The organism is Tenacibaculum halocynthiae, assembly GCF_964512825.1.
GTDB lineage: Bacteria > Bacteroidota > Bacteroidia > Flavobacteriales > Flavobacteriaceae > Polaribacter > Polaribacter halocynthiae.
On record NZ_CAZELG010000017.1, the window covers coordinates 194,251 to 219,973 of the forward strand.

General features: G+C 30.4%; 25 protein-coding genes. 8 read left to right on the forward strand and 17 right to left on the reverse strand.

Translation table 11 applies throughout. The features are described 5' to 3' along the window. Nucleotides 1–37 precede the first annotated feature (37 nt). Genes ACKTTQ_RS06785 through panB form a run of 6 tightly spaced genes read right to left on the reverse strand, consistent with a single transcriptional unit; the run spans nucleotide 38 to nucleotide 3,560 of the window. On the reverse strand, nucleotides 38–550 hold the full coding sequence (locus ACKTTQ_RS06785; protein ID WP_093869246.1) for a YtxH domain-containing protein: 513 nt from the start codon (nucleotides 548–550) through the stop codon (nucleotides 38–40). Nucleotides 551–592: 42 nt separating this feature from the next. Further along, a complete protein-coding gene (locus ACKTTQ_RS06790) occupies nucleotides 593–892 on the reverse strand; it encodes a TM2 domain-containing protein (protein WP_093869245.1) in 300 nt (99 codons plus the stop codon). Between the two features lie 24 nt (nucleotides 893–916). Then, nucleotides 917–1,306: a VOC family protein gene (locus tag ACKTTQ_RS06795; RefSeq protein ID WP_093869244.1), complete on the reverse strand. Its 390-nt coding sequence runs from the start codon at nucleotides 1,304–1,306 to the stop codon at nucleotides 917–919. Next, entirely contained in the window at nucleotides 1,293–1,766 is a 474-nt protein-coding gene (locus tag ACKTTQ_RS06800) for a DUF1801 domain-containing protein (RefSeq protein WP_408048742.1), read from the reverse strand. Before ACKTTQ_RS06800 ends, ACKTTQ_RS06795 begins: the two co-directional genes overlap by 14 nt. Nucleotides 1,767–1,793: 27 nt before the next feature. Further along, nucleotides 1,794–2,729 (reverse strand): 2-hydroxyacid dehydrogenase, encoded by a 936-nt coding sequence (locus ACKTTQ_RS06805; RefSeq protein ID WP_408048743.1) that lies wholly within the window; start codon nucleotides 2,727–2,729, stop codon nucleotides 1,794–1,796. Between the two features lie 12 nt (nucleotides 2,730–2,741). Further along, the gene (gene panB / locus ACKTTQ_RS06810) at nucleotides 2,742–3,560 is read right to left on the reverse strand and encodes a 3-methyl-2-oxobutanoate hydroxymethyltransferase (protein ID WP_093869241.1); all 819 of its coding nucleotides are present in this window, start codon (nucleotides 3,558–3,560) and stop codon (nucleotides 2,742–2,744) included. Between the two features lie 125 nt (nucleotides 3,561–3,685). On the opposite strand from panB, the gene ACKTTQ_RS06815 reads away from it, so the two are divergent. The 5 genes from ACKTTQ_RS06815 (at nucleotide 3,686) to ACKTTQ_RS06835 (ending at nucleotide 6,687) form a co-directional block, all read left to right on the forward strand. Then, entirely contained in the window at nucleotides 3,686–4,159 is a 474-nt protein-coding gene (locus tag ACKTTQ_RS06815) for a nuclear transport factor 2 family protein (RefSeq protein WP_408048744.1), read from the forward strand. 2 nt (nucleotides 4,160–4,161) lie between these two features. Further along, nucleotides 4,162–5,079: a TolB family protein gene (locus tag ACKTTQ_RS06820; protein WP_093869239.1), complete on the forward strand. Its 918-nt coding sequence runs from the start codon at nucleotides 4,162–4,164 to the stop codon at nucleotides 5,077–5,079. Between the two features lie 15 nt (nucleotides 5,080–5,094). After that, nucleotides 5,095–5,667 carry a sigma-70 family RNA polymerase sigma factor gene (locus tag ACKTTQ_RS06825; protein WP_093869238.1) on the forward strand — a complete coding sequence of 191 codons (573 nt, stop codon included), beginning with the start codon at nucleotides 5,095–5,097 and terminating at the stop codon, nucleotides 5,665–5,667. Nucleotides 5,668–5,671: 4 nt separating this feature from the next. After that, nucleotides 5,672–5,932, forward strand: coding sequence for a hypothetical protein (locus tag ACKTTQ_RS06830; RefSeq protein WP_093869237.1), 261 nt, complete (start codon nucleotides 5,672–5,674; stop codon nucleotides 5,930–5,932). A gap of 113 nt (nucleotides 5,933–6,045) precedes the next feature. After that, nucleotides 6,046–6,687, forward strand: coding sequence for an O-methyltransferase (locus ACKTTQ_RS06835; protein ID WP_093869236.1), 642 nt, complete (start codon nucleotides 6,046–6,048; stop codon nucleotides 6,685–6,687). A gap of 6 nt (nucleotides 6,688–6,693) precedes the next feature. Here ACKTTQ_RS06835 and ACKTTQ_RS06840 read toward each other — a convergent pair whose 3' ends face one another. The 11 genes from ACKTTQ_RS06840 to ACKTTQ_RS06890 form a co-directional block, all read right to left on the reverse strand. Next, on the reverse strand, nucleotides 6,694–6,975 hold the full coding sequence (locus ACKTTQ_RS06840; protein WP_408048745.1) for a Sec-independent protein translocase subunit TatA/TatB: 282 nt from the start codon (nucleotides 6,973–6,975) through the stop codon (nucleotides 6,694–6,696). Between the two features lie 92 nt (nucleotides 6,976–7,067). Next, nucleotides 7,068–7,361, reverse strand: a complete 294-nt coding sequence (locus ACKTTQ_RS06845; protein WP_093869234.1) for a F0F1 ATP synthase subunit epsilon — start codon at nucleotides 7,359–7,361, stop codon at nucleotides 7,068–7,070. Nucleotides 7,362–7,435: 74 nt separating this feature from the next. After that, a complete protein-coding gene (gene atpD / locus ACKTTQ_RS06850) occupies nucleotides 7,436–8,947 on the reverse strand; it encodes a F0F1 ATP synthase subunit beta (RefSeq protein WP_093869233.1) in 1,512 nt (503 codons plus the stop codon). Nucleotides 8,948–9,130: 183 nt separating this feature from the next. Then, nucleotides 9,131–10,489: an OmpA family protein gene (locus tag ACKTTQ_RS06855; RefSeq protein ID WP_408048746.1), complete on the reverse strand. Its 1,359-nt coding sequence runs from the start codon at nucleotides 10,487–10,489 to the stop codon at nucleotides 9,131–9,133. Between the two features lie 120 nt (nucleotides 10,490–10,609). Continuing rightward, complete coding sequence (gene kbl / locus ACKTTQ_RS06860; RefSeq protein WP_093868616.1) at nucleotides 10,610–11,803, reverse strand: glycine C-acetyltransferase; 1,194 nt, start codon at nucleotides 11,801–11,803, stop codon at nucleotides 10,610–10,612. Between the two features lie 48 nt (nucleotides 11,804–11,851). Then, entirely contained in the window at nucleotides 11,852–14,986 is a 3,135-nt protein-coding gene (locus ACKTTQ_RS06865) for a UvrD-helicase domain-containing protein (RefSeq protein WP_408048747.1), read from the reverse strand. An 80-nt stretch (nucleotides 14,987–15,066) separates the two neighbouring features. Further along, nucleotides 15,067–16,227: a metal ABC transporter permease gene (locus tag ACKTTQ_RS06870; RefSeq protein ID WP_299132058.1), complete on the reverse strand. Its 1,161-nt coding sequence runs from the start codon at nucleotides 16,225–16,227 to the stop codon at nucleotides 15,067–15,069. Next, nucleotides 16,220–17,344 carry a metal ABC transporter permease gene (locus tag ACKTTQ_RS06875; protein ID WP_093868613.1) on the reverse strand — a complete coding sequence of 375 codons (1,125 nt, stop codon included), beginning with the start codon at nucleotides 17,342–17,344 and terminating at the stop codon, nucleotides 16,220–16,222. The genes ACKTTQ_RS06870 and ACKTTQ_RS06875 overlap by 8 nt, the downstream gene beginning before the upstream one ends. Next, nucleotides 17,344–18,081 carry a metal ABC transporter ATP-binding protein gene (locus ACKTTQ_RS06880; RefSeq protein WP_093868612.1) on the reverse strand — a complete coding sequence of 246 codons (738 nt, stop codon included), beginning with the start codon at nucleotides 18,079–18,081 and terminating at the stop codon, nucleotides 17,344–17,346. The genes ACKTTQ_RS06875 and ACKTTQ_RS06880 overlap by 1 nt, the downstream gene beginning before the upstream one ends. 1 nt (nucleotide 18,082) lies before the next feature. Further along, the gene (locus tag ACKTTQ_RS06885) at nucleotides 18,083–18,994 is read right to left on the reverse strand and encodes a metal ABC transporter solute-binding protein, Zn/Mn family (protein WP_093868611.1); all 912 of its coding nucleotides are present in this window, start codon (nucleotides 18,992–18,994) and stop codon (nucleotides 18,083–18,085) included. Between the two features lies 1 nt (nucleotide 18,995). Next, entirely contained in the window at nucleotides 18,996–19,652 is a 657-nt protein-coding gene (locus ACKTTQ_RS06890) for a metal-dependent transcriptional regulator (protein WP_093868610.1), read from the reverse strand. Nucleotides 19,653–19,818: 166 nt separating this feature from the next. Between ACKTTQ_RS06890 and ACKTTQ_RS06895 the strand changes: the two genes are divergently transcribed. The 3 genes from ACKTTQ_RS06895 (at nucleotide 19,819) to ACKTTQ_RS06905 (ending at nucleotide 25,688) form a co-directional block, all read left to right on the forward strand. Continuing rightward, nucleotides 19,819–22,173, forward strand: coding sequence for a TonB-dependent receptor (locus ACKTTQ_RS06895; RefSeq protein ID WP_408048748.1), 2,355 nt, complete (start codon nucleotides 19,819–19,821; stop codon nucleotides 22,171–22,173). Further along, nucleotides 22,174–22,659, forward strand: coding sequence for a thioredoxin family protein (locus ACKTTQ_RS06900; protein WP_408048749.1), 486 nt, complete (start codon nucleotides 22,174–22,176; stop codon nucleotides 22,657–22,659). 257 nt (nucleotides 22,660–22,916) lie between these two features. Beyond that, a complete protein-coding gene (locus tag ACKTTQ_RS06905) occupies nucleotides 22,917–25,688 on the forward strand; it encodes a TonB-dependent receptor (protein ID WP_408048750.1) in 2,772 nt (923 codons plus the stop codon). The last annotated feature ends 35 nt before the right edge of the window (nucleotides 25,689–25,723 follow it).

Here is a 25,723-nt window from a genome sequence, read left to right on the forward strand (position 1 = left end):
TTCATATTAAGATGAAGGTTTTATGTTTTGTAAGTGCTTACTTTCCAAATAAACGTTGAAAAAAACTTTTCGTTTTTTTAGTGGCTTCCTTAATTTCTTCTTCAGCCTCTTCAGCAAAATCCGCTATGTGTTCACTTGCTTCACCAACTATTTCTGAAGCCTTTTCAGATACATCTTCAAATGCTTGTTTAGCATCTTCAGCAAATTCACTAGCTTTTTCTTTTACTTTTTGAGCTTGTTCACTTTCTAATATTTCAGTGATTTTCTCTTTAGCCTCTTCAGCAAAATCAACTATTTTTTCACTTGCTTCACCTGCAATTTCTGAAGCTTTTCCTGATACATTTTCGAATGTTTCTTTTGCTTCTTCTGCAAATTCACTAGCTTTATCTTTTACATTTTTAACACTTTCACTTTCTAGGAATTCAGAAACTTTTTCCTCTGCTTTTTTAACAAATTCATTTGCTTTCTCGGAAGCATCATTTATAGTTTCTTTAAAAGAGTCATTTTTTTCATTTAAATTTTCACTTGGCTTTTTGTTTTCTTCTGACATTTTGTATTGATTTATTTTATTAGCATAGGTTAAATAATAACATTAAAACCACTCTTTTCGGTTTTGCTGATATATTTCAAAGAACTCTTCATCTGATTTGGTTAAATAAATAATTCCTTCTATAAATGTAATTAACCACATTACACCTGAAAAAATACCACAGGATATTATTGTTAAAACTATAGTAAGAAATAAGGTAGTTATTCCTTCTTTAGTATAACCTAATATAAATTTATGTACTCCAAATCCACCTAGTATAATGGCAAGTATACCAGCTAAAACTCTTTTGTTTTCTTTTTGATGTTGAGGTATAGGGTTTCCGTTTTGATCAACTATTTCCATCTTGTAATTAATGTTTTATTAAATTTATAAAAAAGCTTCGTCTATTGGCTCCCAGAGTTCAATTTTGTTTCCATCTAAATCAATAATCCAACCGAACTTACCATAGTCATATTCCTCAACTTTGTCAATAACTGTAACACCATCTTGTTTTAATTCTTCTAATAATTCTACTAAATTTTCAACACGATAGTTAAACATAAAATCTTTTTTTGATGGAGAAAAATAATCAGTTTTCTTATCAAAAGGACTCCATTGTGTTGAAGCCTTATTTCCATCTTTATCTTTCCACCAAAAAGTACAACCCCAATCATCAGTATTAAAACTTAAATGTTTTTTATACCAATCTTTGGTTTCTTTAGGGTTTTCTGTTTTAAAAAAAACGCCTCCAATACCTGTTACTTTACCTTTTTTCATTTTTTACGTTTTTTATATTTTGTTCGTAAATAGCAATCCATTCGTCAACTGAAATTTTTTGAACTAATTCGGTAATTAAATCATAGGGTATTTCTTCAATTTTTTTAAATCTAATACAACTTTTCCCCATGTCTAGTTTACGTTTACAATGTTTAGGATACTCGTTAATAAACCATTTGTGTAGTTCAGGAATAGCATATATACCGCTATGATAAAGATTTATTGAGTTCTTTTGAGAAGCAAAACTCATAAAGGGTAATGGTTGACTAGAAGAACAGTGGTATCCATTAGGGTATGTTGATAGTGGCACAAAATAACCTATCATACCATATTGCATACCTTCTTCAAATCCTTTTGGAAGATTTCTGGAGATTATATTTCGTAGTTTTTTTAAAGCTTCTTGCCTATCTTCAGGAGTTTGAGATATATAGTCGTTAGGAGATGTAGCTTCGTATTTCATATTTTATGAATTTGAAGCTACAAGTTACTAAAATTTTTCTTTGATTTTATTTACGATGGTTTGTGCTAATTTCTCTTTACTCTCAATAGTCCATCCAGCCACATGGGGTGATAAAATAACCTGATTTGATTTTATTAAATACTGAAAAGCATCAGGCATAAGAGAATCGGTAAATAAATTTTCAAATGATTTTTTTTCATATTCTAAAACGTCTAAACCTGCACCTAGAATTTTTCCAGATTTCAATGAATCAATCAAGTCGGAGGTAACTACAGATTTCCCTCTGGCAGTATTTATCAACCAAAAGTTTTTTTTAAATTGGTTAATAAATTCTGTATTAATCATATTAATAGTAAGGTCAGTTTGTGGAGTGTGCAAACTTAATACATCAACTTCTTCTTGTAGTTTTTGTAAAGATACTTGTTTGCAGTTTCCATCACCAACATTATCTTTAATGTCATAACACAGAACCTTTACATCAAATCCGCGAAGTTTTTTTGCAAAAGCTTTTCCCATGTTTCCATAACCAATAAGACCTACTGTTTTGCCATCTAATTCAATTCCTCTATTATCTTCACGAAGCCATTTTCCTTTTCTAACTTCTTTATCAGCTTTATTTAGTTTATTGAATAAGGAAAGAAGCATTCCTAAAGAATGTTCACCAACAGCATTTCTATTACCTTCAGGAGCTGATATTAAATGAACTCCTTTAGTTAAAGCATATTCACAGTCAATATTTTCTAATCCAGCACCAACTCGCCCAATAAATTTTAAGTTAGAAGCCTTGTCTAAAAATTGTTTATCTATACTAAATCTACTTCGAATAATAATCCCATCATATGTTGAGATTTTAGACTCTATTTCATGCTTCGAAGAATCATAATCTTCATCATTAATAAAACCAAAGTTATTTAATTGATTTATTAAAAGTGGGTGATTAGTGTCTAAATGTAATATTTTCATGAATTATTTAAACTAATATTGTTCTTTGTCACTAGGAAAATCTTGTGATTTTACATCAGTAATATATTGTTGAAATGCATCTGTCATTTCAGCATATAAATCCAGGTATCTACGTAGAAATCTTGGGCTAAACTCGTGAGTCATTCCAATCATATCATGTGTAACTAATACTTGACCGTCTACACCACCTCCAGCTCCTATTCCTATTACAGGAATTGTTAAGCTTTTTGCAACTTCTTCTGCTAATTTAGCAGGTACTTTTTCTAAAACTAAAGCAAAACAACCTAGTTGTTCTAGAAGTTTAGCATCTTCTTTTAATTTTCTAGCTTCTTCTTCTTCTTTAGCTCTTACAGTGTAAGTACCAAATTTATATATTGATTGAGGGGTTAAACCTAAGTGCCCCATAACTGGTATTCCAGCAGTTAAAATTCGTGATATAGATTCAGAAATTTCACTTCCTCCTTCAAGCTTCACTGCATGCCCACCTGATTCTTTCATAATTCTAATTGCAGAATCTAAAGCATTTTTTGAATTTCCTTGGTACGTTCCAAAAGGTAAATCTACGATGACTAAACATCTTTCAATTGCTCGTATTACAGAACTTGCATGATAAATCATTTGATCAAGTGTAATAGGTAAAGTAGTTTCATGACCAGCCATAACATTGGATGCAGAATCACCAACTAAAATGACATCAATTCCAGCACCATCTACAATTTTAGCCATTGTATAGTCGTAAGCAGTTAACATGGATATTTTTTCGTTGTTTGCTTTCATTTCAATCAACGATTTTACGGTAACTCTTTTATATTGTTTTTTTGCTGTAGACATTGTTTTTATGTTTAGTCTGGTAAAAATAGGCATTTTTCAATAGATTACTATCTCGTTAATCTTCTGTTAATTATATTTTTCTATGCTTAATTTTTAATAGTTTTAAACTTTCAAACAGGTTTTATATGCATAAAATAATTACTATTCTTGTTTTTTTTGTAGTTACTACGGTAGTATATGGTCAAACTTCATTGGAAGAAAAAGAAATAAAAGAAACTATTAACACCTTTTTTAAAGGTTTACACAACGGTGATAGCACAGTTATAAAATCAACATTACATACTTCCATAAAAATTCAAACAACTTCAATTAATAAAGAAGGAAAAAAAATACTAAAAACAGAAACTAAAAATCAACTCTTAAGAGCTATAGCCAGTAAAAAAGTTTCTGATATTTATTTTGAAAAATTATTATCATATACTATTAAAGTGGATGGTAACTTAGCATCTGTTTGGACACCTTATGAGTTTTATTACAACGGTAAGTTTAGTCATTGTGGAGCAAATTCTTTTCAGCTTTTTAATAACAATGGAAAATGGGAAATTATTTATTTAGTTGATATGAGAAGGAGAAGTAATTGTAAAGCTTTAAAAAAATAAGAATGAAAAAATTGATCTTATTTTTTCTGTTAACTCATAATTGTTTTTCACAAGAAGTTAATCTTTTCTCTCCAGAAATTTTTAAAAGCTTGCCAAATGTCCGTGATTTTTCAATGAGTAGAGATAAAAACGAGATTTATTTTAGCATTGAAAGTTATCGAAAGGAATATTCTTTTATTGCTTATATTAAAAGGTTAGGTAATACATGGAGCAAGCCGAAAGTAGTTAGTTTTTCTGGTGTGTTTAAAGATCTAGAGCCTTTTCTATCTCCTGACGGACTCAAGTTGTTTTTTGCTTCTAATAGAAATGTTACTTCAACTGATGTTAAAAATGATATTGATATATGGTACGTGAAAAGAAGTACATTAAATGACGAATGGTCTGACCCAATTAATGTAGGGTTAACAATTAATACTAATAAAAATGAATTTTATCCATCTGTAACTAATAACGGAGATTTGTTTTTTACAGCAGAATATTCAGACTCAAAAGGAAAAGAAGATATTTATGTAAGTAGATTCATAAATAATAAATATACTAAGCCTGTAGCGTTGAGTTCAGCAATTAATACTGAAAAATATGAGTTTAATGCTTATGTTTCTCCTGATGAAAAGTTTATTGTTTTTACTTCTTACGGAAGAAAAGACGATTTGGGTAGAGGTGATTTGTATTTAAGCTATAAAGATGGAAAAGGTAATTGGTTGCCTGCTAAAAATCTTGGAGGCAGAATAAATTCAAAAGACTTAGATTATTGCCCATTCATAGATGTTGATACTAATATTTTATACTTTACATCAAGTAGGAGTAGTGTTCCTAAGAAAATGAAGAGTAAAAAAAGTTTGAAAGAAATTATAGATAATATTAATAGTTTACCAAATGGTTTAAGTAGAATTTATAGTACTTCTTTAAATAAAAAATAATGTATATTTGACCTAATGAACCCGAAGGAAAACAACAATACATTATCCCCTGATAAATGGGTTGATGCGTATGCAGATTATTTATATAATTTTGCAGTAGTTCGTGTCAACAATGAAGCAATAGCAAAAGATTTAGTTCAAGAAACTTTTTTTGCTGGTTTAAAATCAGCAAAGAATTTTGAAGGTAAATCTACAGAAAGAACTTGGCTTGTTTCTATTTTGAAACGAAAAGTCATTGATTATTATCGAAAAATCAACTCAAAAAAAGGGAAGGCAGAGGTAAGAATGAATTTTTATGAGGGAGGAGAAAATGAAGGTAGTTGGATTGAAGAACGTGTTCCCCAGTCATGGAGAAATGAAGCAGATCATACAATTGAAAATAATGAGCTTAAAACTCAAATAGATAAATGTATTGATAGTTTGCCTGAAAAATATGCGATGGTTTTTAGAATGAAAACAATTCAAGAATTTGAAACTGAAGAAATTTGTAAGGAACTAGATATTACGCCGTCGAATCTATGGGTTATTATTCATAGAGCACGAACCCAACTAAGAAATTGTATGGAAAAGAACTGGTTTAATAATTAATTTTATGTTTAAAAAGTTTAAAATAACTTGTGATGAGGCTACTGCTATCTGTGATAAGGCACAATACGGTGAAGCTTCTTTATTTGAAAAGATTCAGCTTAACCTACATGTTTTGATATGTAAAATTTGTAAGCTTTACTCTAAACAAAATAATATTTTGACAAGAGTATATAAGAGAAATGCTGCTGAATGTAAAGCGAAAAAATTCTCTTTATCTGATGAAGCAAAGGTTGCTTTAAAACAAAAGATAAAAGAGATAAGTTAATTTTTTTTGGTTTTTTATAAAAACCAATTTTTGATTTTTTGTTAGATTGAAACGGAATTTGTTGTAAAGATAAATTCCGTTTTTTTAATTTTGTCATTCTAAGCACAATAAATATGAATTTTTTACCTGATTTAATTGACGATTATGCTGTTAAGCATTCTCAAAATGAACCTGAATTGTTAAAAGAATTAAATAGAGAAACATGGCAAAAGGTTTTGAATCCTAGAATGTTAAGTGGTGCTTTTCAAGGTAGAGTTTTGTCAATGATTTCAAAATTAATCAAACCAAAGTCAATTTTAGAAATAGGAACTTATACTGGGTATTCAGCTTTATGTTTAGCTGAAGGGTTAAGTGAAGATGGAGTTCTACATACTATTGATAAGAATGAGGAGTTAGAAGAATTACAGTTTAAATATTTTCAAAAATCTGGTTTTCAAAACCAAATTAAGCAATATATAGGAAATGCTATAGAAATTATTCCATCTATAAATTCAACATTTGATTTAGTATTTATTGATGCAGATAAGTCAAATTATTTAAATTATTTTGAATTGATAGTTGATAAGATGAATAAAGGTGGAGTTATATTATCAGATAATGTATTGTGGAGTGGTAAGGTTGTAGAACCTTTAAATCCGAAAGATATTGATACAAAAATACTTTTAGAGTATAATAAGTTATTAAAAGAAGATACACGTTTAGAAACGGTTCTTTTACCAATAAGAGATGGGTTAACAATAACTCGAGTTAAGTAGAAGTTGTTATAGCTTACGTTTTATTGGTCCAGTGAAATCATCGATGTTATCTTTAACATCATTAACTTCTTTGTTTATATCACGAACAAATTCAGTATCTATACCTTGATTTTTAGCGCTATCATTAATTTCTTTTTTAATATCATTAGTAGCATCTTTTATTTGACGCATACCTTTTCCTAACCCTCTAGCTATTTCAGGAATTTTATCTGCTCCAAAAAGCATTACAACTATTAAAAGTATAATAAATATTTCAGGACCACCAATAAATAAGAAAGTTGTATTCATGGTTGCAAAGATAAATAAAATCGAGGTAATTACTATAAATAAAAAAAGCCAAACTCAAATAGAGTTTGGCTTTTTTTATTATTTAAAAATAATTAATCTGCAAGGATAATTACTTTATTATCTTTCATTTCTAACGTACCAGACTTGATATTTAAAGTTAAAACTTTATTATCAGCAGGTAATCTCTCAATGCTACCATGTAAATCATCAAAAGATAAATTACTTTGCGTATGAACATGGATCTTAACACTCCCTTTATCTAAAATAGATACTATAGGAGCATGGTTATTTAGCATTTGAAATTCACCATCTATACCAGGTACTGTAACAGAATCTACTTTCGATGAAAATAAAATAGCTTCTGGAGTTACGATTTCTAAAAACATAATTTTAAAGTTTTTAGCTTTTAGTTTTAGTCTTTAGTTATCACATAACTCAAAACTTAAAACTTAAAACTGGTTTACGCTTCTGCTAACATTTTTTCTCCAGCATCAATTGCTTCTTGAATAGAACCTCTTAAGTTAAAAGCTGCTTCTGGATACTTGTCTAATTCACCATCCATAATCATATTAAATCCTTTAATAGTGTCTTTAATATCAACTAAACAACCAGGTATACCTGTAAATTGCTCAGCTACGTGAAATGGTTGAGATAAGAAACGTTGTACACGACGTGCTCTGTGAACTACTAATTTATCTTCTTCAGATAATTCTTCCATACCTAAGATGGCAATAATATCTTGTAATTCTTTATATCGTTGTAAAATTTCTTTTACTCTTTGAGCAGTATTATAATGTTCATCTCCTAATATATCAGCTGTTAAAATTCTTGAAGTAGAATCTAACGGGTCAACCGCAGGATAAATACCTAATTCAGCAATTTTACGAGATAATACCGTAGTAGCATCTAAGTGAGCAAATGTTGTAGCAGGTGCTGGATCTGTTAAATCATCTGCGGGTACATAAACTGCTTGTACAGATGTAATAGATCCTTTTTTAGTAGAAGTAATACGTTCTTGCATAGCTCCCATTTCTGTAGCTAAGGTTGGTTGGTAACCTACGGCAGAAGGCATACGTCCTAGTAAGGCAGATACTTCAGATCCTGCTTGAGTAAAACGGAATATGTTATCTACGAAAAATAATACATCTTTACCTTGAGCTTCACCAGCTCCATCACGGAAATACTCAGCGATTGTTAATCCTGATAATGCAACACGTGCACGTGCACCAGGTGGCTCATTCATTTGTCCAAAAACAAACGTTGCTTTAGAATCTCTCATTCCAGGTTTGTCAACTTTAGACAAATCCCATCCACCTTCTTCCATAGAGTGCATAAAATCATCACCATATTTGATAATTCCAGATTCTAACATCTCTCTTAATAAATCATTTCCTTCACGAGTTCTTTCACCAACACCAGCAAATACAGATAAACCTCCGTGTCCTTTTGCTATATTGTTAATTAACTCTTGAATTAATACAGTTTTACCAACTCCAGCACCACCAAATAATCCAATTTTCCCTCCTTTAGCGTAAGGCTCAATTAAATCAATTACTTTAATACCTGTAAATAATACTTCAGTAGAAGTAGATAGTTCATCAAATTTAGGAGCTAAACGGTGTATTGGTAAACCAGTTTCACCTGTTTTAGGTAAGTTACCTAAACCATCAATAGCATCACCTGTTACATTAAATAAACGACCATAAATGTCATTACCTATTGGCATTTGAATAGGGTTACCAGTAGCTACAACTTCTGCACCTCTACTTAAACCATCAGTTGCATCCATAGAAATAGTACGAACTGTATCTTCACCAATATGTTGTTGAACTTCTAAAACCAAAGTTGAACCATCAGCTTTTTTAATTTCTAATGAATCATAAATTTTTGGTAATTCAGCATTTTCTGTATTAAACTCAACATCGATAACTGGACCAATTATTTGAGAAACTTTACCTGTTATTGTAGACATTACTTATATGTAATTAAAGTTATTTATTTTGTTAAGTGAGAATTAACTCATTTTTTCAAGGTGCAAAGGTAAATTTTTAATAGCGAATTTAAAAATGTTTGAAGATATTTTTACGCATTTTTTCTACATAAAAAAAAGGCCTCACTTATAGTGAGGCCTTTTTATATTATGTAAGAGTTTAAATTATTTTACTAATTTAATTTCTACACGTCTGTTTTGAGCTCTACCAGCTCTTGTTTTGTTATCAGCAATTGGGTAATCTTCTCCAAAACCAGCAGAAGTTAATCTGTTAGCAGGGATTCCAGCTTTGTTGATTAAGTAATCTAAAACAGCCTTAGCTCTTCTTTCAGATAACTTTAAGTTATTAGCAGCTCTACCTTGACTATCAGTATGACCTTGGATGCTAAAGTTAGCTTTAGGGTATTCTTTCATGATACCACCAATTAAATCTAATTTTCCGCTTACTCCAGCTCTAAATGTAGTTCTTCCTGAGTTAAAGTATATAGCTCTTGCGAAATCGTTTAATTTCTTAACAGCTTCTTCTTTAATGATTACTTCAGGACATCCATTGTTAGATGCTACACCTTTTACATTAGGACATTTGTCATCTTTGTCTAATACACCGTCTCCGTCAGTATCAGGCCAAGGACAACCACCGTTTGCAGCAGGACCAGCTTGATTTGGACATTTGTCTGTATTGTCAGCAACACCGTCACCGTCAGCATCAGGACATCCGTTCATAGCTTTAGTTCCAGCTTTAGTAGGACATGCATCATCTTTATCAGCAATACCATCACCATCAGCATCAGGACAACCGTTTAAAGCAGCTAAACCAGCAACTTCAGGACAAGCATCGTCAGAATCTTTGATTCCATCGCCATCAGCATCAGGACATCCGTTGAATTCTTTTAAACCAGCAACTTCTGGACATGCATCATCTTTGTCATAAACACCATCACCGTCAGTGTCTTTTCCTCCAAATTTGAAAACTAATCCTACAGAGTGTTGGAAGTGATCCTGAACTTTGTCAGAAAATTCTTTTTTACCACCAGATTGGAAGTTTAAACCTAAGTTTTCGTTAAACCAAGTATTAAAACCTACACCTGCATTTAAAGTTCCTTCTCCTAAGTCTCCTAAGTTAGCATAACCACCACCTAAGTATACATAAGGGTCGAACCATGAAGTATCACCAAACAAATTGTTTAAGTCATATTTTACGCTTGCATCGATAGCCCAATAAAGCTCATCCATGTCGTTTTCAGCTCTAAAAGTTTCAATTTTGTTTAAAGAACCAGCTAATTGTAATGTAAATCCATCGTTTAAGTATCTGTCAACAGAAATTCTTGAAACTGAAGGTAAGATGTTCCAGTCGCTAGTACCGATGTAATCTTTAGCATAATCGCTAAATTCTGAAGGTATTCTAAAGTCAACAGCGTTAACTCCGAATCCAACTACCCATGGATTGTCTGAATCCTGTGCGCTTGCCGTTCCAATTGTTGCGAACGTAAACAAAGCCATCACAGCTAATTTTAAGTGTTTCATTATTAAAAATTTAAATTAAAAGTTCGTTTATATACAACGCAAATGTAAGTTGTTAAAACTTATTTACAAAAACAAATCTACAAAAACTTACAAGAAAAGCAAGTTTTTTTAGAGTATTATCTATATTACCTTTAGTTCTTTACCAATTTTGATAAATGCGTTTATTGCTTTATCTAGATGTTTTTTATCGTGGGCTGCAGAAAGCTGAACTCTTATGCGTGCCTGTTCTTTTGGTACTACTGGATAAAAGAATCCGATAACATATATACCTTCATCTAATAGTTTTTCAGACATTACTTGAGAAAGCTTTGCATCATAAAGCATTACTGGTACAATAGCAGCGTCTGCACCTACTAAATCAAAACCAGCTTTTTCCATTTCGCTTCTGAAATAATTAGTGTTCCATTCTAATTTATCTCGTAAGGAAGTATCTTTAGATAATAAGTCAAATACTTTTAAAGAAGCTCCTACAATTGCAGGGGCTAAAGAGTTTGAAAATAGGTATGGACGGGAGCGTTGACGTAAAATTTCTATTACTTCTTTTTTCGCTGTAGTGTATCCACCCATTGCTCCACCAAGAGCTTTACCTAATGTACCAGTTACAATATCAACTCTACCTAAAACATTTTTTAATTCTAAGGTACCACGCCCTGTTTTACCAATAAAACCAGCAGCATGACATTCATCTACCATAACTAATGCATCGTATTTGTCAGCTAAATCACATATTTCATCTAATTTTGCAACAATTCCATCCATAGAAAACACACCATCTGTAACTATGATTTTAAATCTGTGGTTTTGCTTGTTAGCCTCTATAAGTTGTTCTTCTAAAGAAACCATATCATTATTATTATAACGATAACGAGCAGCTTTACATAAACGTACACCGTCTATAATTGAAGCATGATTTAAACTATCAGAAATAATTGCATCTTCTTTAGTTAGTAAAGGTTCAAAAACACCACCATTTGCATCAAAAGCGGCTGCATATAATATAGTATCTTCAGTTTGGTAGAATTCTGCTATTTTTTGTTCTAATTGTTTGTGTATATCTTGAGTACCACAAATAAATCGTACTGAAGACATTCCAAAGCCATGAGTGTCCATAACATCTTTTGCAGCTTGTATAACTTCAGGATTGTTTGATAAACCTAAATAATTGTTAGCACAGAAGTTTATAACTTCTTCTCCAGTTGAAACTTTAATTACTGCGTCTTGTGATGATGTAATAATACGTTCTGATTTATATAATCCAGCATCTTTAATATCTTGGATTTCTTTTTGTAAATGTTCTTTTATATTTCCGTACATGTTGTTTGTATTTAAAGTTTGTAAAGTTACAAAGTTTAAGTTTTTCGATTAAACTTCTTCAACCGAAATTTCTTCATTAATATATATGAGTAGTTTTTTTAAAATAGTAAAGTTCATTGATGTTAATACTTGTGAATATTTTAATAATTGTTGATGGTGTTTTTTTGAGGGAATACCTGTTTTGTAATCTATAATTGTTACTTGGTTGTTCTTGAAAACTAATCTGTCAGGAATTATGATTTGATTATCAATTGTTACTATTTCTCTTTCATTGTATATAATAGTATCCTCTGAAAAAAATTCTGATAGTTGAGGATGCTGAACAATTTTTTTTATGATACTTTCTATTTTTGGAATAGCATCTTTGTGTATTAATCCTTGATTATTATATGAGTCAATAACAGATTGAATATCTCTTTCATGATAAATTTCAGACATCATTTGATGAATAAGGTTTCCGTATTCAATAGCTTTTTGTTGTTTTGTATTCCAAAGTTTTGATGCACTTGCCAACATATATATATTATGGTCTTGCCATGGTGATGATATAAATCTTTCTTGAGTTTTTGATGTTGTTTTTTCTTTGTTTCCTTTTTTACTAACTCTCTCTTTGGCGCCAAAAGTAAAAGTAGGTTCTTCATTACTCCAAACACCTATTTTTTTTAGGTAGTTGATGAAAAGACCAGAATAGTAATTAGTGTTTTCTCCCGTTTTGGTAATTCTTTTTTCTGTAATAATATGTAGTTGTTCTACTGATCTTGTTAGTGCGACGTAAAGTAGGTTTAAGTTGTCAAGTTCCAGCTCTTCTCTTTGTTGTTGGTATGTTTGTGTTCCTTTTTTACTAATAAAGTTTAAATCTTTATTAAATGGAATTAATAGTTCTTTAAATCCATTAAAATTATTAGGGAGTTCGTTTAACCAAGTCTTTGGATTTATTTGGTTGTAAATATCTAAATCACAAGGAAATATTACAATTGGAAATTCTAGCCCTTTGGATTTGTGAATAGTCATTATTTGAACAGCATCAGAACTATCTGGTGCTACAATGCTTAAATTGTCTTTTTTGCGGTTCCAGAAATCTAAAAAATTTTGAATGTCTGTGCCTTTTCTTTGTTGTTCTAGAACAACATCTAGAAAAAAATGGATATAGGCGTCAGAAGTTTTGGTTAAGTTAAACCCTCTTATAATTTCTTCTATTTTTTCATAAAAAGGTAGTTGATTAAAATACATACTATTGAAGTTCGTATTGTAATTTTTTAATTCTTCGAATAAAGAAAATGTAGATAGTTTTATGTGTTTAGCAATAAAAGTATGTTTGTCTTCATTGATGATTAAGTGATGATGTAAAAAATATAAAACTTCTAAAAAAGACTCTTTGTCTGATGGGTGTTGTATTACTTGAAGTATATCAATAATAAAGTTTACTTTATTGTTATTTTTGAGTAATAAAGTTTCAGAAGAAACGATTGAGACATTGTTTTCAGATAGATAATTTGCAACAGCAATTCCATCACTTTTTTTACGAACAAGTACACATATTTCATGTAAAGAAAATTCAGTTCGTAGTTGTTTAATAGTTTCTAAAACTTTTTTAGGGTATTTTATATCGTTGTTATCTTTGTCTTCTAGTTTTTCTAGAAAAGAAATACTTATGTGTCCGCCTTTTTTTGAATTCTCTAATTGTTTGTTTCCTTCAATATATAATTGTTTGTATTTCTCATTTTGTAAAAAATTAGCTATATGCTGAAAAAAATCATTGTTAAAATTGATAATTTCGGAATAACTCCTGTAGTTAGTGTCTAAGGTCTTTATTATCTTTTTTATATGAAATGGATTTTTTGAATTTTCATTATCTGTTCCAAGATTAATGAATTGTTCAGCTTTTCCTCCTCTCCATCTATATATTGCTTGTTTTCCATCTCCAACTAAAAGTAGATTGCTTTTTTCTTGGGCTAATGCATTATTTATTAAGGGGATTAAGTTTTTCCATTGTAAAACAGATGTGTCTTGCATTTCGTCAATGAAATAATGCATAAACCGTTGACCAATTCGTTCGTAAATAAATGGAGTAGGTTGATCTTTTATATTGGTTGATATTAGTTGATTAAATTCAGCGTTTAGTCGAATGTTATTGTCTTCTTTTATTTGATTTAACTCTGTGTTTATGTTATTCAAAACCGCTAAAGGAATGATGCTTTTTAATGCTAATTGAGAAAGTATAAGTTCTCCATAAATAGTTTTACTTTGGTAGTATAAATCAACCAATTTTGGAAGTATGCTCTCAATTGAATTAACAATTTCACTAGTTGCTGTTTTTGTGTAAAAGTTGTTTTGTTCAATAGCTTTTTCTATTGTTTCACTTCGTTTTTTATAATCAAACTTAGAGTTGAACTCACTTAAGTCTTTTAAAAATTTAGGAAAAGTAGCGCGTGTAAAGTTTTTGGGTTCTAAACCTTCACGGTCAATAATACTTAATGCATCTTCTCCAGTTTTTTTTATTTTTACTAATAATTCTTTTTTACTTGTTGATAATGTGTTTTTTAGGTTGTTGAAGTCTTCAAGTGTTTTTGTAGATAGTTCTTTAAAGTGTTTTGCGTCGTCTTCGTTTAGTAGAATTTTTGAGATATCATTAAGCTCTCTAGAGATATCCCAAGACTTATCATCATCCGTTTTGTCAAGAGAAAATTGAATAAGAAGTTTGGTAATATCTTTGTCTGTTCCAATTTTTGAAATAAGAACATCTACTGCTTCACTTAATAAAGAAATGGCGTCCATTTCTACTTCGAAATTTAATGATAGTCCTAAATCAAAAGCAAAACTTTTAATTATTTTGTGAGTAAAGCTGTCAATTGTTGTTATTGAGAAGGCTGCATAATTTTGTAAAATAGTATCTATTATTTTTTTACTACGCTTTTTAATGATTTTTTTATCGACAGAGGTTTCTTTTAATATGGCTTTTAATAAATCATTTTCTGCTCCTTCAGAAAAAACTTGTAAATTTTCTAATACACGTTCTTTCATTTCTCCAGCTGCTTTATTGGTAAAAGTGATGGCTAGTATTTTTTGGAAATGAAAAATGTCTTCTGATTGTAAAAGTACTTTAAGGTATTCTTTAACTAATGTAAAAGTTTTTCCACTTCCAGCTGAAGCATTATATATCTCAAAGCTTGAAGGTGTTTGCACGAGGTTTCTAATTTAATGCAAAGTAGTTTTTTTTATGCCAAGTGACAAGTAAAAAAGTTGGTAGAATGTTCAAAAAATTATTAGCCTCTAAATAGAAAGAAATCATTTTTCATTGATTCTATTTCGGTGTCATCATTAGTTATAATATAATTAATTGCTTTTTCTGTAAATAGCTTTCCTTTTGGAGTAAGTGAAATAATTTTTTTATTAATAGTAATCATGTTGTTTTTCTCCGCCAACTCTACAATTAATTTTGATTTAAGTTTGTGCCAGTTAATGTGTTCATTTAAATGATTTATGTGTCTCTCTTTTTCATCTGAATGATTGTTAAGATGTAGTAAAAAAGTAAGAAGTTGAACTTCCTTTTGTTGTTGTTTATTTCTGTACAATACGGAGATTAGTCCCTTATTTGGGGCGAATAAATAAACAATTAAAAATACTAAACCTAACATTGTTGTCATAGAGCCAGAAATAGAAGCGTCTAACAAGTGTGCTACCCAGTACCCTGATATGGCTGAAAAAACTCCAAATGTTATAGAAAGAGTTAGCATTTTTTTTAAATCGTTTGTAAGTAAATATGCAGTTGCTGCTGGAGCTATCATTAAAGCTACTACTAAAATAGCACCAACAGCATCAAATGCTCCTACCGTAGTTATTGAGGCTATACTCATTAATCCATAGTGAATAACAGCAGGGGAGAAACCAAGGGCAGTTGCTAGCCCAGTGTCAAAAGTGCTAATTTTTAATTCTTTAAAAAAGGTAATTACAAGTGTGGTTGTTATTAGCAAGATGGTTCCAATTACCCATATTGATTTAGGACCTAAATCTGTACCGTTAATTAGAAGTCGATCGAAAGGAGCAAATGCCAATTCTCCAAGTAAAACTGCATCAACATCTAAATGCACGTCATTAGCATTTTTAGCAATTAGAATTACTCCAATACTAAATAAGGCAGGGAAAACGAGTCCGATTGCAGTGTCTTCTTTAACTAATTTGGTTCTTTGAATGTACTCTACTAGAACAACTGTTAAAATACCAGATAAAGCACCCATTAGAATTAGTAGAGGAGAATTTAAATCGTGTGTAATAAAAAAACCTATAACTAAACCAGGAAGTATAGAGTGGCTGATGGCATCACTAATTAATGCCATTTTTCGTAATACTAAAAAAGTACCTGGAATTGCACAGGCTATAGCTACTATACTTGCTATTAATTGTATTTCTATTTGAGCACTACTCATTTTTTAAGTTTTGATTGTACAGGTTACCAGCAAATTGAAATCCTTTTTCTGTCATGGACCACATTTTTCCGTTTACATTAATGTAATCTCTTTCTTCTAGTTTTTTTAAGGTATTTCTAGTGTACCCTTGAAAATTATTTAAAATTTTTACTGCATGTGGATGTGATTTGTCTTCGTGAGTTTTAACAATGTCAAACATAAAAGATAATGTTTTGTGCAGTTTTAGATCACGTCTGTTCTTTAAAAGTCGAATTTGACGAAAAAGAAGCCCTCGTGAAGGTGAAAAGATAAAAGAAAAAACAACAAAAATAGCAGCGACAAGTACTATAACAGGTCCGGTTGATAAATTTGATTGACTAGCGCTAATTCCTGTTCCTATAACACCAGAAAAAGCACCAAATATGGCAGCAAGAATAACCATGATGCTTAGTTTGTTGGTCCATTGTCGAGCAGCAGCAGCTGGAGCTAATAACATAGCGCTCATTAAAACAACTCCTACGGTTTGAAGACCTAAAACAATTGCTAATACTATAAAGGTTGTGATTAGCATATCTATAGCTTTTATGTTAAAACCTAATGTTTTGGCATAATCAGCATCAAATAATAAGATTTTAAACTCTTTCCAAAAAAGAAATAATATAATTAAGCAAACTCCAGTTACTATTGCCATAAACCATACATCGTTAATTAGTAAGGTAGCGGCTTGTCCGAATAGGAATTTATCTAAACCTGATTGGTTTGCATTTGGTTGTTTTTGGATAAATGTTAAAAGTAACATACCGAAACCGAAAAAAACGGAGAGTATTAAGCCTAATGCAGTATCGGTTTTTAAGTGAGTGTTTTTAACTATGCCTCGAATCCAGAAAGCACCAATAAGTCCACTAATTAATGCTCCTAATAATAATATGTAAGTATCTTTAGTGCCAGTAATTAAAAAAGCAATAGCGATACCAGGTAGAGAGGCATGAGATATGGCATCACCTAATAAACTTTGTTTTCTTAATACAGCAAAACTTCCTAACATCCCACATATTGCACCAAGAATTGCAGTTCCAATTGTAATAGTACGGAGCGTGTAGTCTGAAAAGATAAGTTTAAAATATTCTTGTAAATCCATTATTGTTGTACACTTACTTTGTAGTTTATACCGTATGTTTTGGTTAGGTTATTATCGTTAAAAATTTCTTTAACTGGACCAGTAGCTATTTTTTTTACATTTAAAAAAGTAACCCAGTCAAAATATTCAGGAACTGTTTGAAGATCATGATGAACTACAATTACAGTTTTACCAGCTTTTCTTAATTCTTTTAAAATGTTAATTATAGCTATTTCAGTGGTAGCGTCTACACCTTGAAAAGGCTCATCCATAAAATATATTGATGCATTTTGAGCTAAAGCACGAGCCAAAAATACACGTTGTTGTTGCCCTCCTGAAAGTTGAGAAATCTGTCTGTTTTTAAAAGCTAACATCCCTACTTTTTCTAGAGCTTCTAGGGCTGTTTTTTTTTGTTTTTTACCAGGGCGTTTTATCCATCCTAGAGTGCCATATGTGCCCATCATAACTACATCTAGAGCAGTTGTAGGAAAATCCCAGTCAACACTTCCTTTTTGAGGAACGTAGGCAACTAGTTTTCGTTGTTTATTATAAGGTTTTCCATAAATTGTAACGCTACCAGCAATAGGATTTATAATTCCTAAAATTGATTTTATTAATGTTGATTTACCAGCTCCGTTGGGACCTACAATAGCCATTAAAACTCCTTCTGGAATAGCTAAATCAATATCCCATAAAACAGGTTTGTAGTTGTAGGCTACAGTTAAATCATCTATAGTTACTGCGTATTTTGTTTTCATTTTATTTTAGTGCGTCAACAATGATGTTAACATTATGGTTGTACATACCTGTATAAGTTCCTTCAATAGTTCCTTTGTTACCCAATGCATCAGAATATAGGGTTCCACCAATTAAAACTTGATGACCTTGTGCATTTACTGCTTCTTGTAGGGCTTCAATAGTTCTTTTAGGAACAGAGCTTTCTACAAAAATTGCTTTTATTTTATTGTTAATGATGAATTTTGCTAGTTTTTGAACATCTTGAACACCAGCCTCAGTAGCTGTTGATAAACCCTGTAAGCCAACGACATTAAATTTATGTTGTTTTCCAAAATAATTAAAAGCATCATGAGCAGTTACTAGTACTCTTTTGTTTTCAGGTAATTCGTTGATTTTTGAATTGATTTGAGTGTTTAATTTTTTTAGTTTTATTAAATACTGTTGTGTGTTTTTCTTATAAATAAGCTCATTTTTAGGGTCTAAATTGATTAGTTTTTTAGATATGTAAGAAGTGATTTTAGACCAATTATTAATATCAAACCAAATGTGAGGGTCGTAATTTGAAGCAAAATTTTCAGATTCAATTAAGTTTTTTTTACTTATGGTGTCTGAAGCAACTATAATTTTTTTGTTTTGATGTTTCATTTTTTCAAAAACTTCTTCAAGTTTTCCTTCTAAATGTAGTCCATTATAAATTATTATATCAGCATTGAATAATTTTGATACATCTCCTTCACTTGCTTTGTATAAATGAGGATCAACACCAGAGCCCATAAGGCCATTAATATTTACCTGATTACCACCTATGTTTTTTACCAGGTCAGTAATCATTGTTGTGGTAGTAACAATATTTAATTTACCGTTTTCTTTTGTTGTTTTTTTATTACAACTTATCATTATTACAATAATAAGTAGGATTGTAATTTTTTTCATTTTAATGTTTTTGAATATATATATTATTAGCAACCTTGTTAGATATTGTAATTGCTTGACCATTTATTTTTATTTGTAAAGATTCATCAAATGGTTCTTTTTCTATAATTTCTATTTCTTTACCTAGGGCAATTCCTTGTTTGTCTAAAAATTTTAAAAACTTAGAAGAGCTATCATCTACACCAACACAAATACCAATTTCTCCTTTTTGTAAGGTTGATAATAAACTCTTTTCAATGGTTTGTAAATTACCATCTTTATCAGGTATTGGGTCACCATGAGGATCTCTTTTTGGGTAATCAAGAAGAGCATCTAATTCGTTTATTAGTTTTGGAGATTTAATATGTTCTAATTGTTCAGCTACTTCATGTACTTCATCCCAGGAGAAGTTTAATTTCTCTACCAAGAATACTTCCCACAAACGGTGTTTACGTATAATGTTAGCGGCAGTTTTTTTGCCAAAGTCAGTTAACGTTACTCCTTGGTATTTTTTATAGATAACAACTTTTTTTTCAGAAAGTTTTTTTATCATGTCTGTTACTGAAGAAGCTTTTGTTTCTAGTTTTTTTGCAATAGCATTAGTACTGATCCCTTTTGAGGAGATGCTGTCTAGGTGATAAATTGCTTTGATATAATTTTCTTCGGTTTGACTAAACATAAATCTATTGTATTCAGGTACAAATATACAGTTTTTGTTTTATGTAAACATATTTTTAGATTAATCTAAAAATTATTTTAACTTTGCAAAAAAAAATGTCGCAGAGGTATATTACTATTGCTACTTAGTTGCAATAGTAATATATTTGCAAAAACATTACTTTATAATGAGAAAAAAAATAATTCTTTCAGTATTTTTATTTTTACAAATAACGTACTCAATTTTTAGTCAGACGGTATCGGGGAAAATAACATTCGAAAATAAACCTGTTCCATTTGCTTTTGTATATGTAAAAGGAGGAACTTATGGAGTAACTGCCAATGAAAAAGGGTATTATAAGTTAAATCTTCCAGCGGGTAAAATCACGATCCAAGTGAGTTCGCAAGGATTCAGAAAAGTATCCAAAGAAATAATAACTAAAAACAATGAAAAATTAAATTTAAACTTTGAATTATTTGAAGATGTTTTAGGTTTAGACGAAGTGGTTATTAGTGCTACAAGAAACAGAGTAGAACGTAAAGAAACTCCTGTTGTTGTTTCAACAATAAAACCTCGTTTACTAACTGCAACTCAATCTGCTTCAATGGCAGACGGTTTAAATTATGCACCTGGTGTTCGAGTTGAAACTAACTGTCAAAACTGTGGTTTTACACAGGTTCGTTTAAATGGGTTAGATGGTGGCTACACACAAGTTTTATTGAATAGTAGACCTGTTTTTACATCACTAATAGGTGTATATGGTTTAGAGCAAATACCAACTAATATTATTGAACGAATTGAAGTTGTTAGAAGTGGAGGTTCTGCTTTATACGGTTCTAGTGCTATAGCGGGAACGGTAAACGTTATTACTAAAGACCCTGTTTTAAACACCTGGGAAATTGGATCTAATTTTGCCTTCATTGATGGTAAAGCACTCGATAGAACATTAACATTTAATACTTCTGTAGTTGCTGACGATTTGAATAGTGGTATCTCATTATTTGGAATGAACAGAAACCGTGAAAGTCTTGATGTAAACGGTGATGGTTTTACAGAATTAGTAAAGTTAAAAAATACAACTGTAGGTGCTAAAGCCTTTGTAAAACCAACTGAAAAAAGTAGGATTTCTATGAATTTGAATTCTATTAAAGAATACAGACGTGGTGGGAATAAGTTAAATCTTGCTCCTCAATTTACAGATATTACTGAAGAATTAGATCATGATACTTTTATTGGTGGTATAGATTATGAAGTGTATACTAAAGATAATTCTGGTAAATTTCAAATTTACACTTCTATGTCTAACACCGATAGAGGCAGTTATTATGGTGGTCTTGGTGGTGGAATAACTAAACAAGACAGTATTTTAGCAAACAATGCTTTTGGAACTACCAAAGATTTAGCTTGGGTTAATGGTTTACAATTTACAAAATCACTTAAAAGTAAAGATGTTTTAACTGTAGGGGCAGAATACAATTTTACCTCTACCAAAGATGAAATAGTAGGTTACAATCGCTTGGTAGATCAATCTGTAAAATCGTTTGGTGTTTATGGGCAATATGAGTGGAAAGCGTCGGAAAAATTTACAGCTCTGATTGGTGCTCGTTTGGATAATGTAAATATAGATGGAAATTATACCATTGGTACAATTGCAAGAAATATTGATGTGAGTCAAACAACTTTTTCACCAAGATTAACCATTTCATATCAATTTACTGATGCGCTAAAATTTAGAGGTGGTTACGCAAGAGGTTTTAGAGCGCCACAAGCATTTAATGAAGATGTTCATATCTCTAGTGTAGGTGGGGAGCCTCAATTTGTAATTCTTTCTGATGATTTAAAAACTGAGTTTTCCAATGCTTATACTGGTTCTTTAAATTTTTCTAAAAACATTAATCTATTACAATTGGATTTCTTGTTAGAAGGTTTTTATACAACATTAAAAAATCCTTTTACATTAGTAAGTACTGGTTCTACATTACCAAATGGTTCTATAGTAGAAGAAGTAAGGAATGGTTCAGGAGCTAAAGTTTATGGAGTCAATTTTGAATTTGGAATTTCTCCAAATCCTAAGTGGCAATTTCAGCTAGGAGGAACTTTACAAGAATCTAAATATGACGACCCTCAGGTTTTATTTGAAACTAATGGAGTTTCAGGAGAATCTGATATTACCGTTAATGAGTTTGTAAGAAACCCAAATTTTTATGGATACTTAAACACCGCATGGATTCCAAGCGAAAAATTTAATGTCGACCTTACAGGAACATATACTGGTGGGATGACAGTTCCAAGGGTGATTAGTGATACGGGATTCTTACAATTAAACGAAGTAACAGATTTCTTTGATTTGAATTTAAAGTTAGAATCTCATATTGATTTCAATGATAATTTTATGACCACCATTTCTGCGGGTGTAAAAAACATGTTTAATGCTTATCAGGATGATTTTGATACTGGAGCAACAAGAGATTCGGATTATATTTACGGTCCGAGTGCGCCAAGAACATTTTTTATTGGTATAAAATTTGGTAAATTTCATTAGATGAAACTTTTTAATAAGAACATATTATTTCTTTTTTTCTTTGGATGTTTTGCTTTTACAGCTATCGCGCAGCAAAAGCAGAATATTAATTGGATTTCTTTTGAACAGTTAGATGATTCTTTGGCAGTTAAACCCAAAAAAGTATTCATTTCATTTTATACAAATTGGTGTGCCTACTGTAAAAAAATGAACAAAGTTGCTTTTAAAAACCCAGAAGTAATTGCTCTTTTAAATTCAGAATATTATGCTGTTAAAATGGATGTTGAATCCAAAAAAAATATAACGTTTGAAAGAGCAGAGTATATTAATGAAGAGGTAGGAAAGAATAGGCAGCCAATACATCAAATCCCGTTATTACTGGCATCTAGAAAAAACAAAACTTTTTCATTACCAGCAACAGTAATTTTAAATAAAACATTTAAAATTACAAAACGACATTTTGAATATTTATCTACCAAGAAAATGTTGAAATTTTTAAAAAATTAAATACACCTCAAGTTCTACACTAAATAAGTATTTCAAAATGCTTAAAGTCATTTATAAAATAAGAAAATTGTAAAAAAAGAAAGCTCATTTTTAAAGCTTTCTTTTTTCGTGATATAAAATTAATGCATTCGTAACATTACACTGTGGTGTTAACATTAAATAAACATTCTAATAATACAACAATAATTTACAGGTAACATTAGCTTTACAAGATTGCTCCACTTTTGCAGGATAAATAAACAGAATTTAAAGTTAGAATGAAAAAATTATTGTTTGTAGCTTTTTTAAGCTTATGTAATTTAGCCTTTTCACAAAGCAAAGGAACTGTATCAGGAACCGTTACAGATAAAGAAATGAACGGTGAGCCTTTACCTTTTGCTAGTGTATATATTAAAGGTACATCAATTGGGGGGACAACAGATATTGATGGGAAGTATTCTATTAGCGTACCAGCAGGAAATAAAATTCTTGTTTTTAGTTTTGTAGGATATGAAACTGTAGAAAAAGCAATTGTTGTTAAGGCTAATCAAACTATTGTAGTTAATCAAGAACTTGGTCCAAACGAAGGAGTTGCTTTAGATAATGTAATTATAAATGCAACAGTTAGTAAAGAGAAAGAAAGTGCTTTACTTTTAAAACAAAAGAAAGCTACAGTAATTAAAGAAAGTATTGGAGCATTAGAATTAGCTAAAAGAGGAGTTTCTGATGCAGCTACAGCTACTACTAAAATTTCAGGGGTAACTAAAAGTGAGGGAACAGGTAATATATATATTCGTGGTTTAGGAGATAGGTATTTATCTACTACAATGAATGGTTTACCAGTTCCATCTGATGATATTGCTAATAAGAATATTGATTTAGGATTATTTTCAACTAATGTAATTAGTAATGTTGAAATTAGTAAAACATACAATACATCAAGTTATACAGATCAAGCTTCAGGTAATGTAAATGTTGTTACTAAAGAATTTTCTAAAAATGGATTTTCATTAAGTTTAAGCGGTGGAGCAAATACAAATGCTTTAGATGTTGATAATTTTAGAAGAACTGTTATTAGTGATGATGTTACTTTTGGATTTCACAAAAAGAAATACGCTTTATTAAATCAATTAACTTTACAAGGATGGGATACTAAAGAGGCTAGTACACCTATTAACTATAGTTTTTCTTTGTCAGGAGCTAAGAAGTTTGAGTTATTTGGAAAGAAATGGAGAGTTTTAGCTTCAGCTTCTCATTCTAAATTAAATGAATATAGAAGTGGTTTGTTTAGAAGTTTTAGAGCAAATGTTTTAAATACATCTTTTTCTGAAAGTGGAGGTGATGTAGAAAACTTTATGGCAAGAACAAACAGTACTGGGTATATTAGAGTTGCTGTAAAATTAAACGATAATAATAAATTAAAGTATAATACTCTTTTTGTAAACAAAGGGGTAGATAACTTATATGAGCAAGGTAGAAGTGGAAAAGGATATGTTTTTGATCAAGATCCACAAGAAAATGGAGCTTTTGTTAGAGATCAAAACTTTAAACAAACTACTATGTTTGTTAACCAATTAATGGGTGAGCATAAGTGGAATGAAAACAATACTTTAAACTGGGCAACTGGTTATAATTTTGTATTAGCTGAAGAGCCAAACAGAATTAGAAATGAAGTAAATATTTTAGATGTTGATAACAGTTCTTTAATAGAGTTTGCTAGTGTTGGAGATTATCAACAAAGAAAAACAAGTCAAAAAATTGAAGATAAAGAGTATAATGCTTTTATTGAAAACAAGTGGGCTTTAGGTTTTGCAAAAGAAGACGAAGCAAAGCCGTATAAGTTAAACTATGGTTTAAATTTTCGTAAAAAAGAAAGAAGTTTTAGATCTTCTTTTAAAGGTTTTAGAGCAAGAGGTGTAAGAGCTGCTTCTATAGATGAATTATCATCAATACTTCAATTAGGAGAAAGTGCAGGATTAACTTTGAGAGAACAATTACCAGATGCTTATAAAGGTGAGTTTTTAGCTTTAGCAGGTTACACAAATTTTGATTTTAAATTTGATAATAAATTATCAGGTAATATCGGATTAAGATTTGAAAGAGATGAAATTGATGTAGTATGGAATGTAGGTAACTATATTAGTCCAGAGGGTGTTAATAGATATGGTAGTGCAAATAAAGTATACTCTAGTTTATTTCCTAGTGTAAATTTAAAATATGAGTTAGACGAAAAAAACTTTATTCGATTTGCTTCTAGTATTACACAAACTTTACCAGAATTTAAAGAGTTAGCTCCATTTGGATATGTATCTCCTTCAGGTCGTGTTATTTTAGGAAATGAGAATCTTGAAAAATCAGATGTGTATAATTTAGATTTAAAATGGGAATTATTTCCATCTAGGTCAGAGTTAATTTCAGCTACAGCTTTCCATAAACAAATTAAAAACCCAATAAACTTAGTAATGACAAGAGGTTCTTCAGGATACTTCAGTTATTTTAATACAGGTGAAAAAGCAGATATTTATGGTGTTGAATTAGAAGGTAAAATGAATATCATTAACAATGAAGATGATAAAAGTATATTAAGTGCTACTGGTAATATTACTAAAATGTGGTTTAACCAAGATCTTTTACCAAATTTCCAATATAAAGATAAAGTAAAGTCTGATCTTCAAGGAGCTTCTGATTTAATCCTTAATGGATCTTTAAGTTATAATAATAGAAAAGAGAATGAATTTATAGCTACGTTAACAGGTAATTATTCATCAGATAAAATTTTCGCATTAGGTGTGCCTGAAGATTTTGCTGAAAGAGCTACTATATATAATGATGAGATTATAGAGAAAGGATTTTTTACACTTGATTTAGTGTTAAGTAAAAAGTTAACAAAGAACTTAGCTATTAAATTAGTTGGTAGAAACTTGCTAGATCCTAAAATTGAACAAACTCAATTAGTTAGAAACTTAAATACAGGAATTGAAACTAATGAAACAGTTAGTCTTTATAAAAAAGGTAGAAACGTATCATTTAGTTTAAGCTATAAATTTTAGTCAGTTAACTTAAAATTAAAGTTAGCAGATTTTCA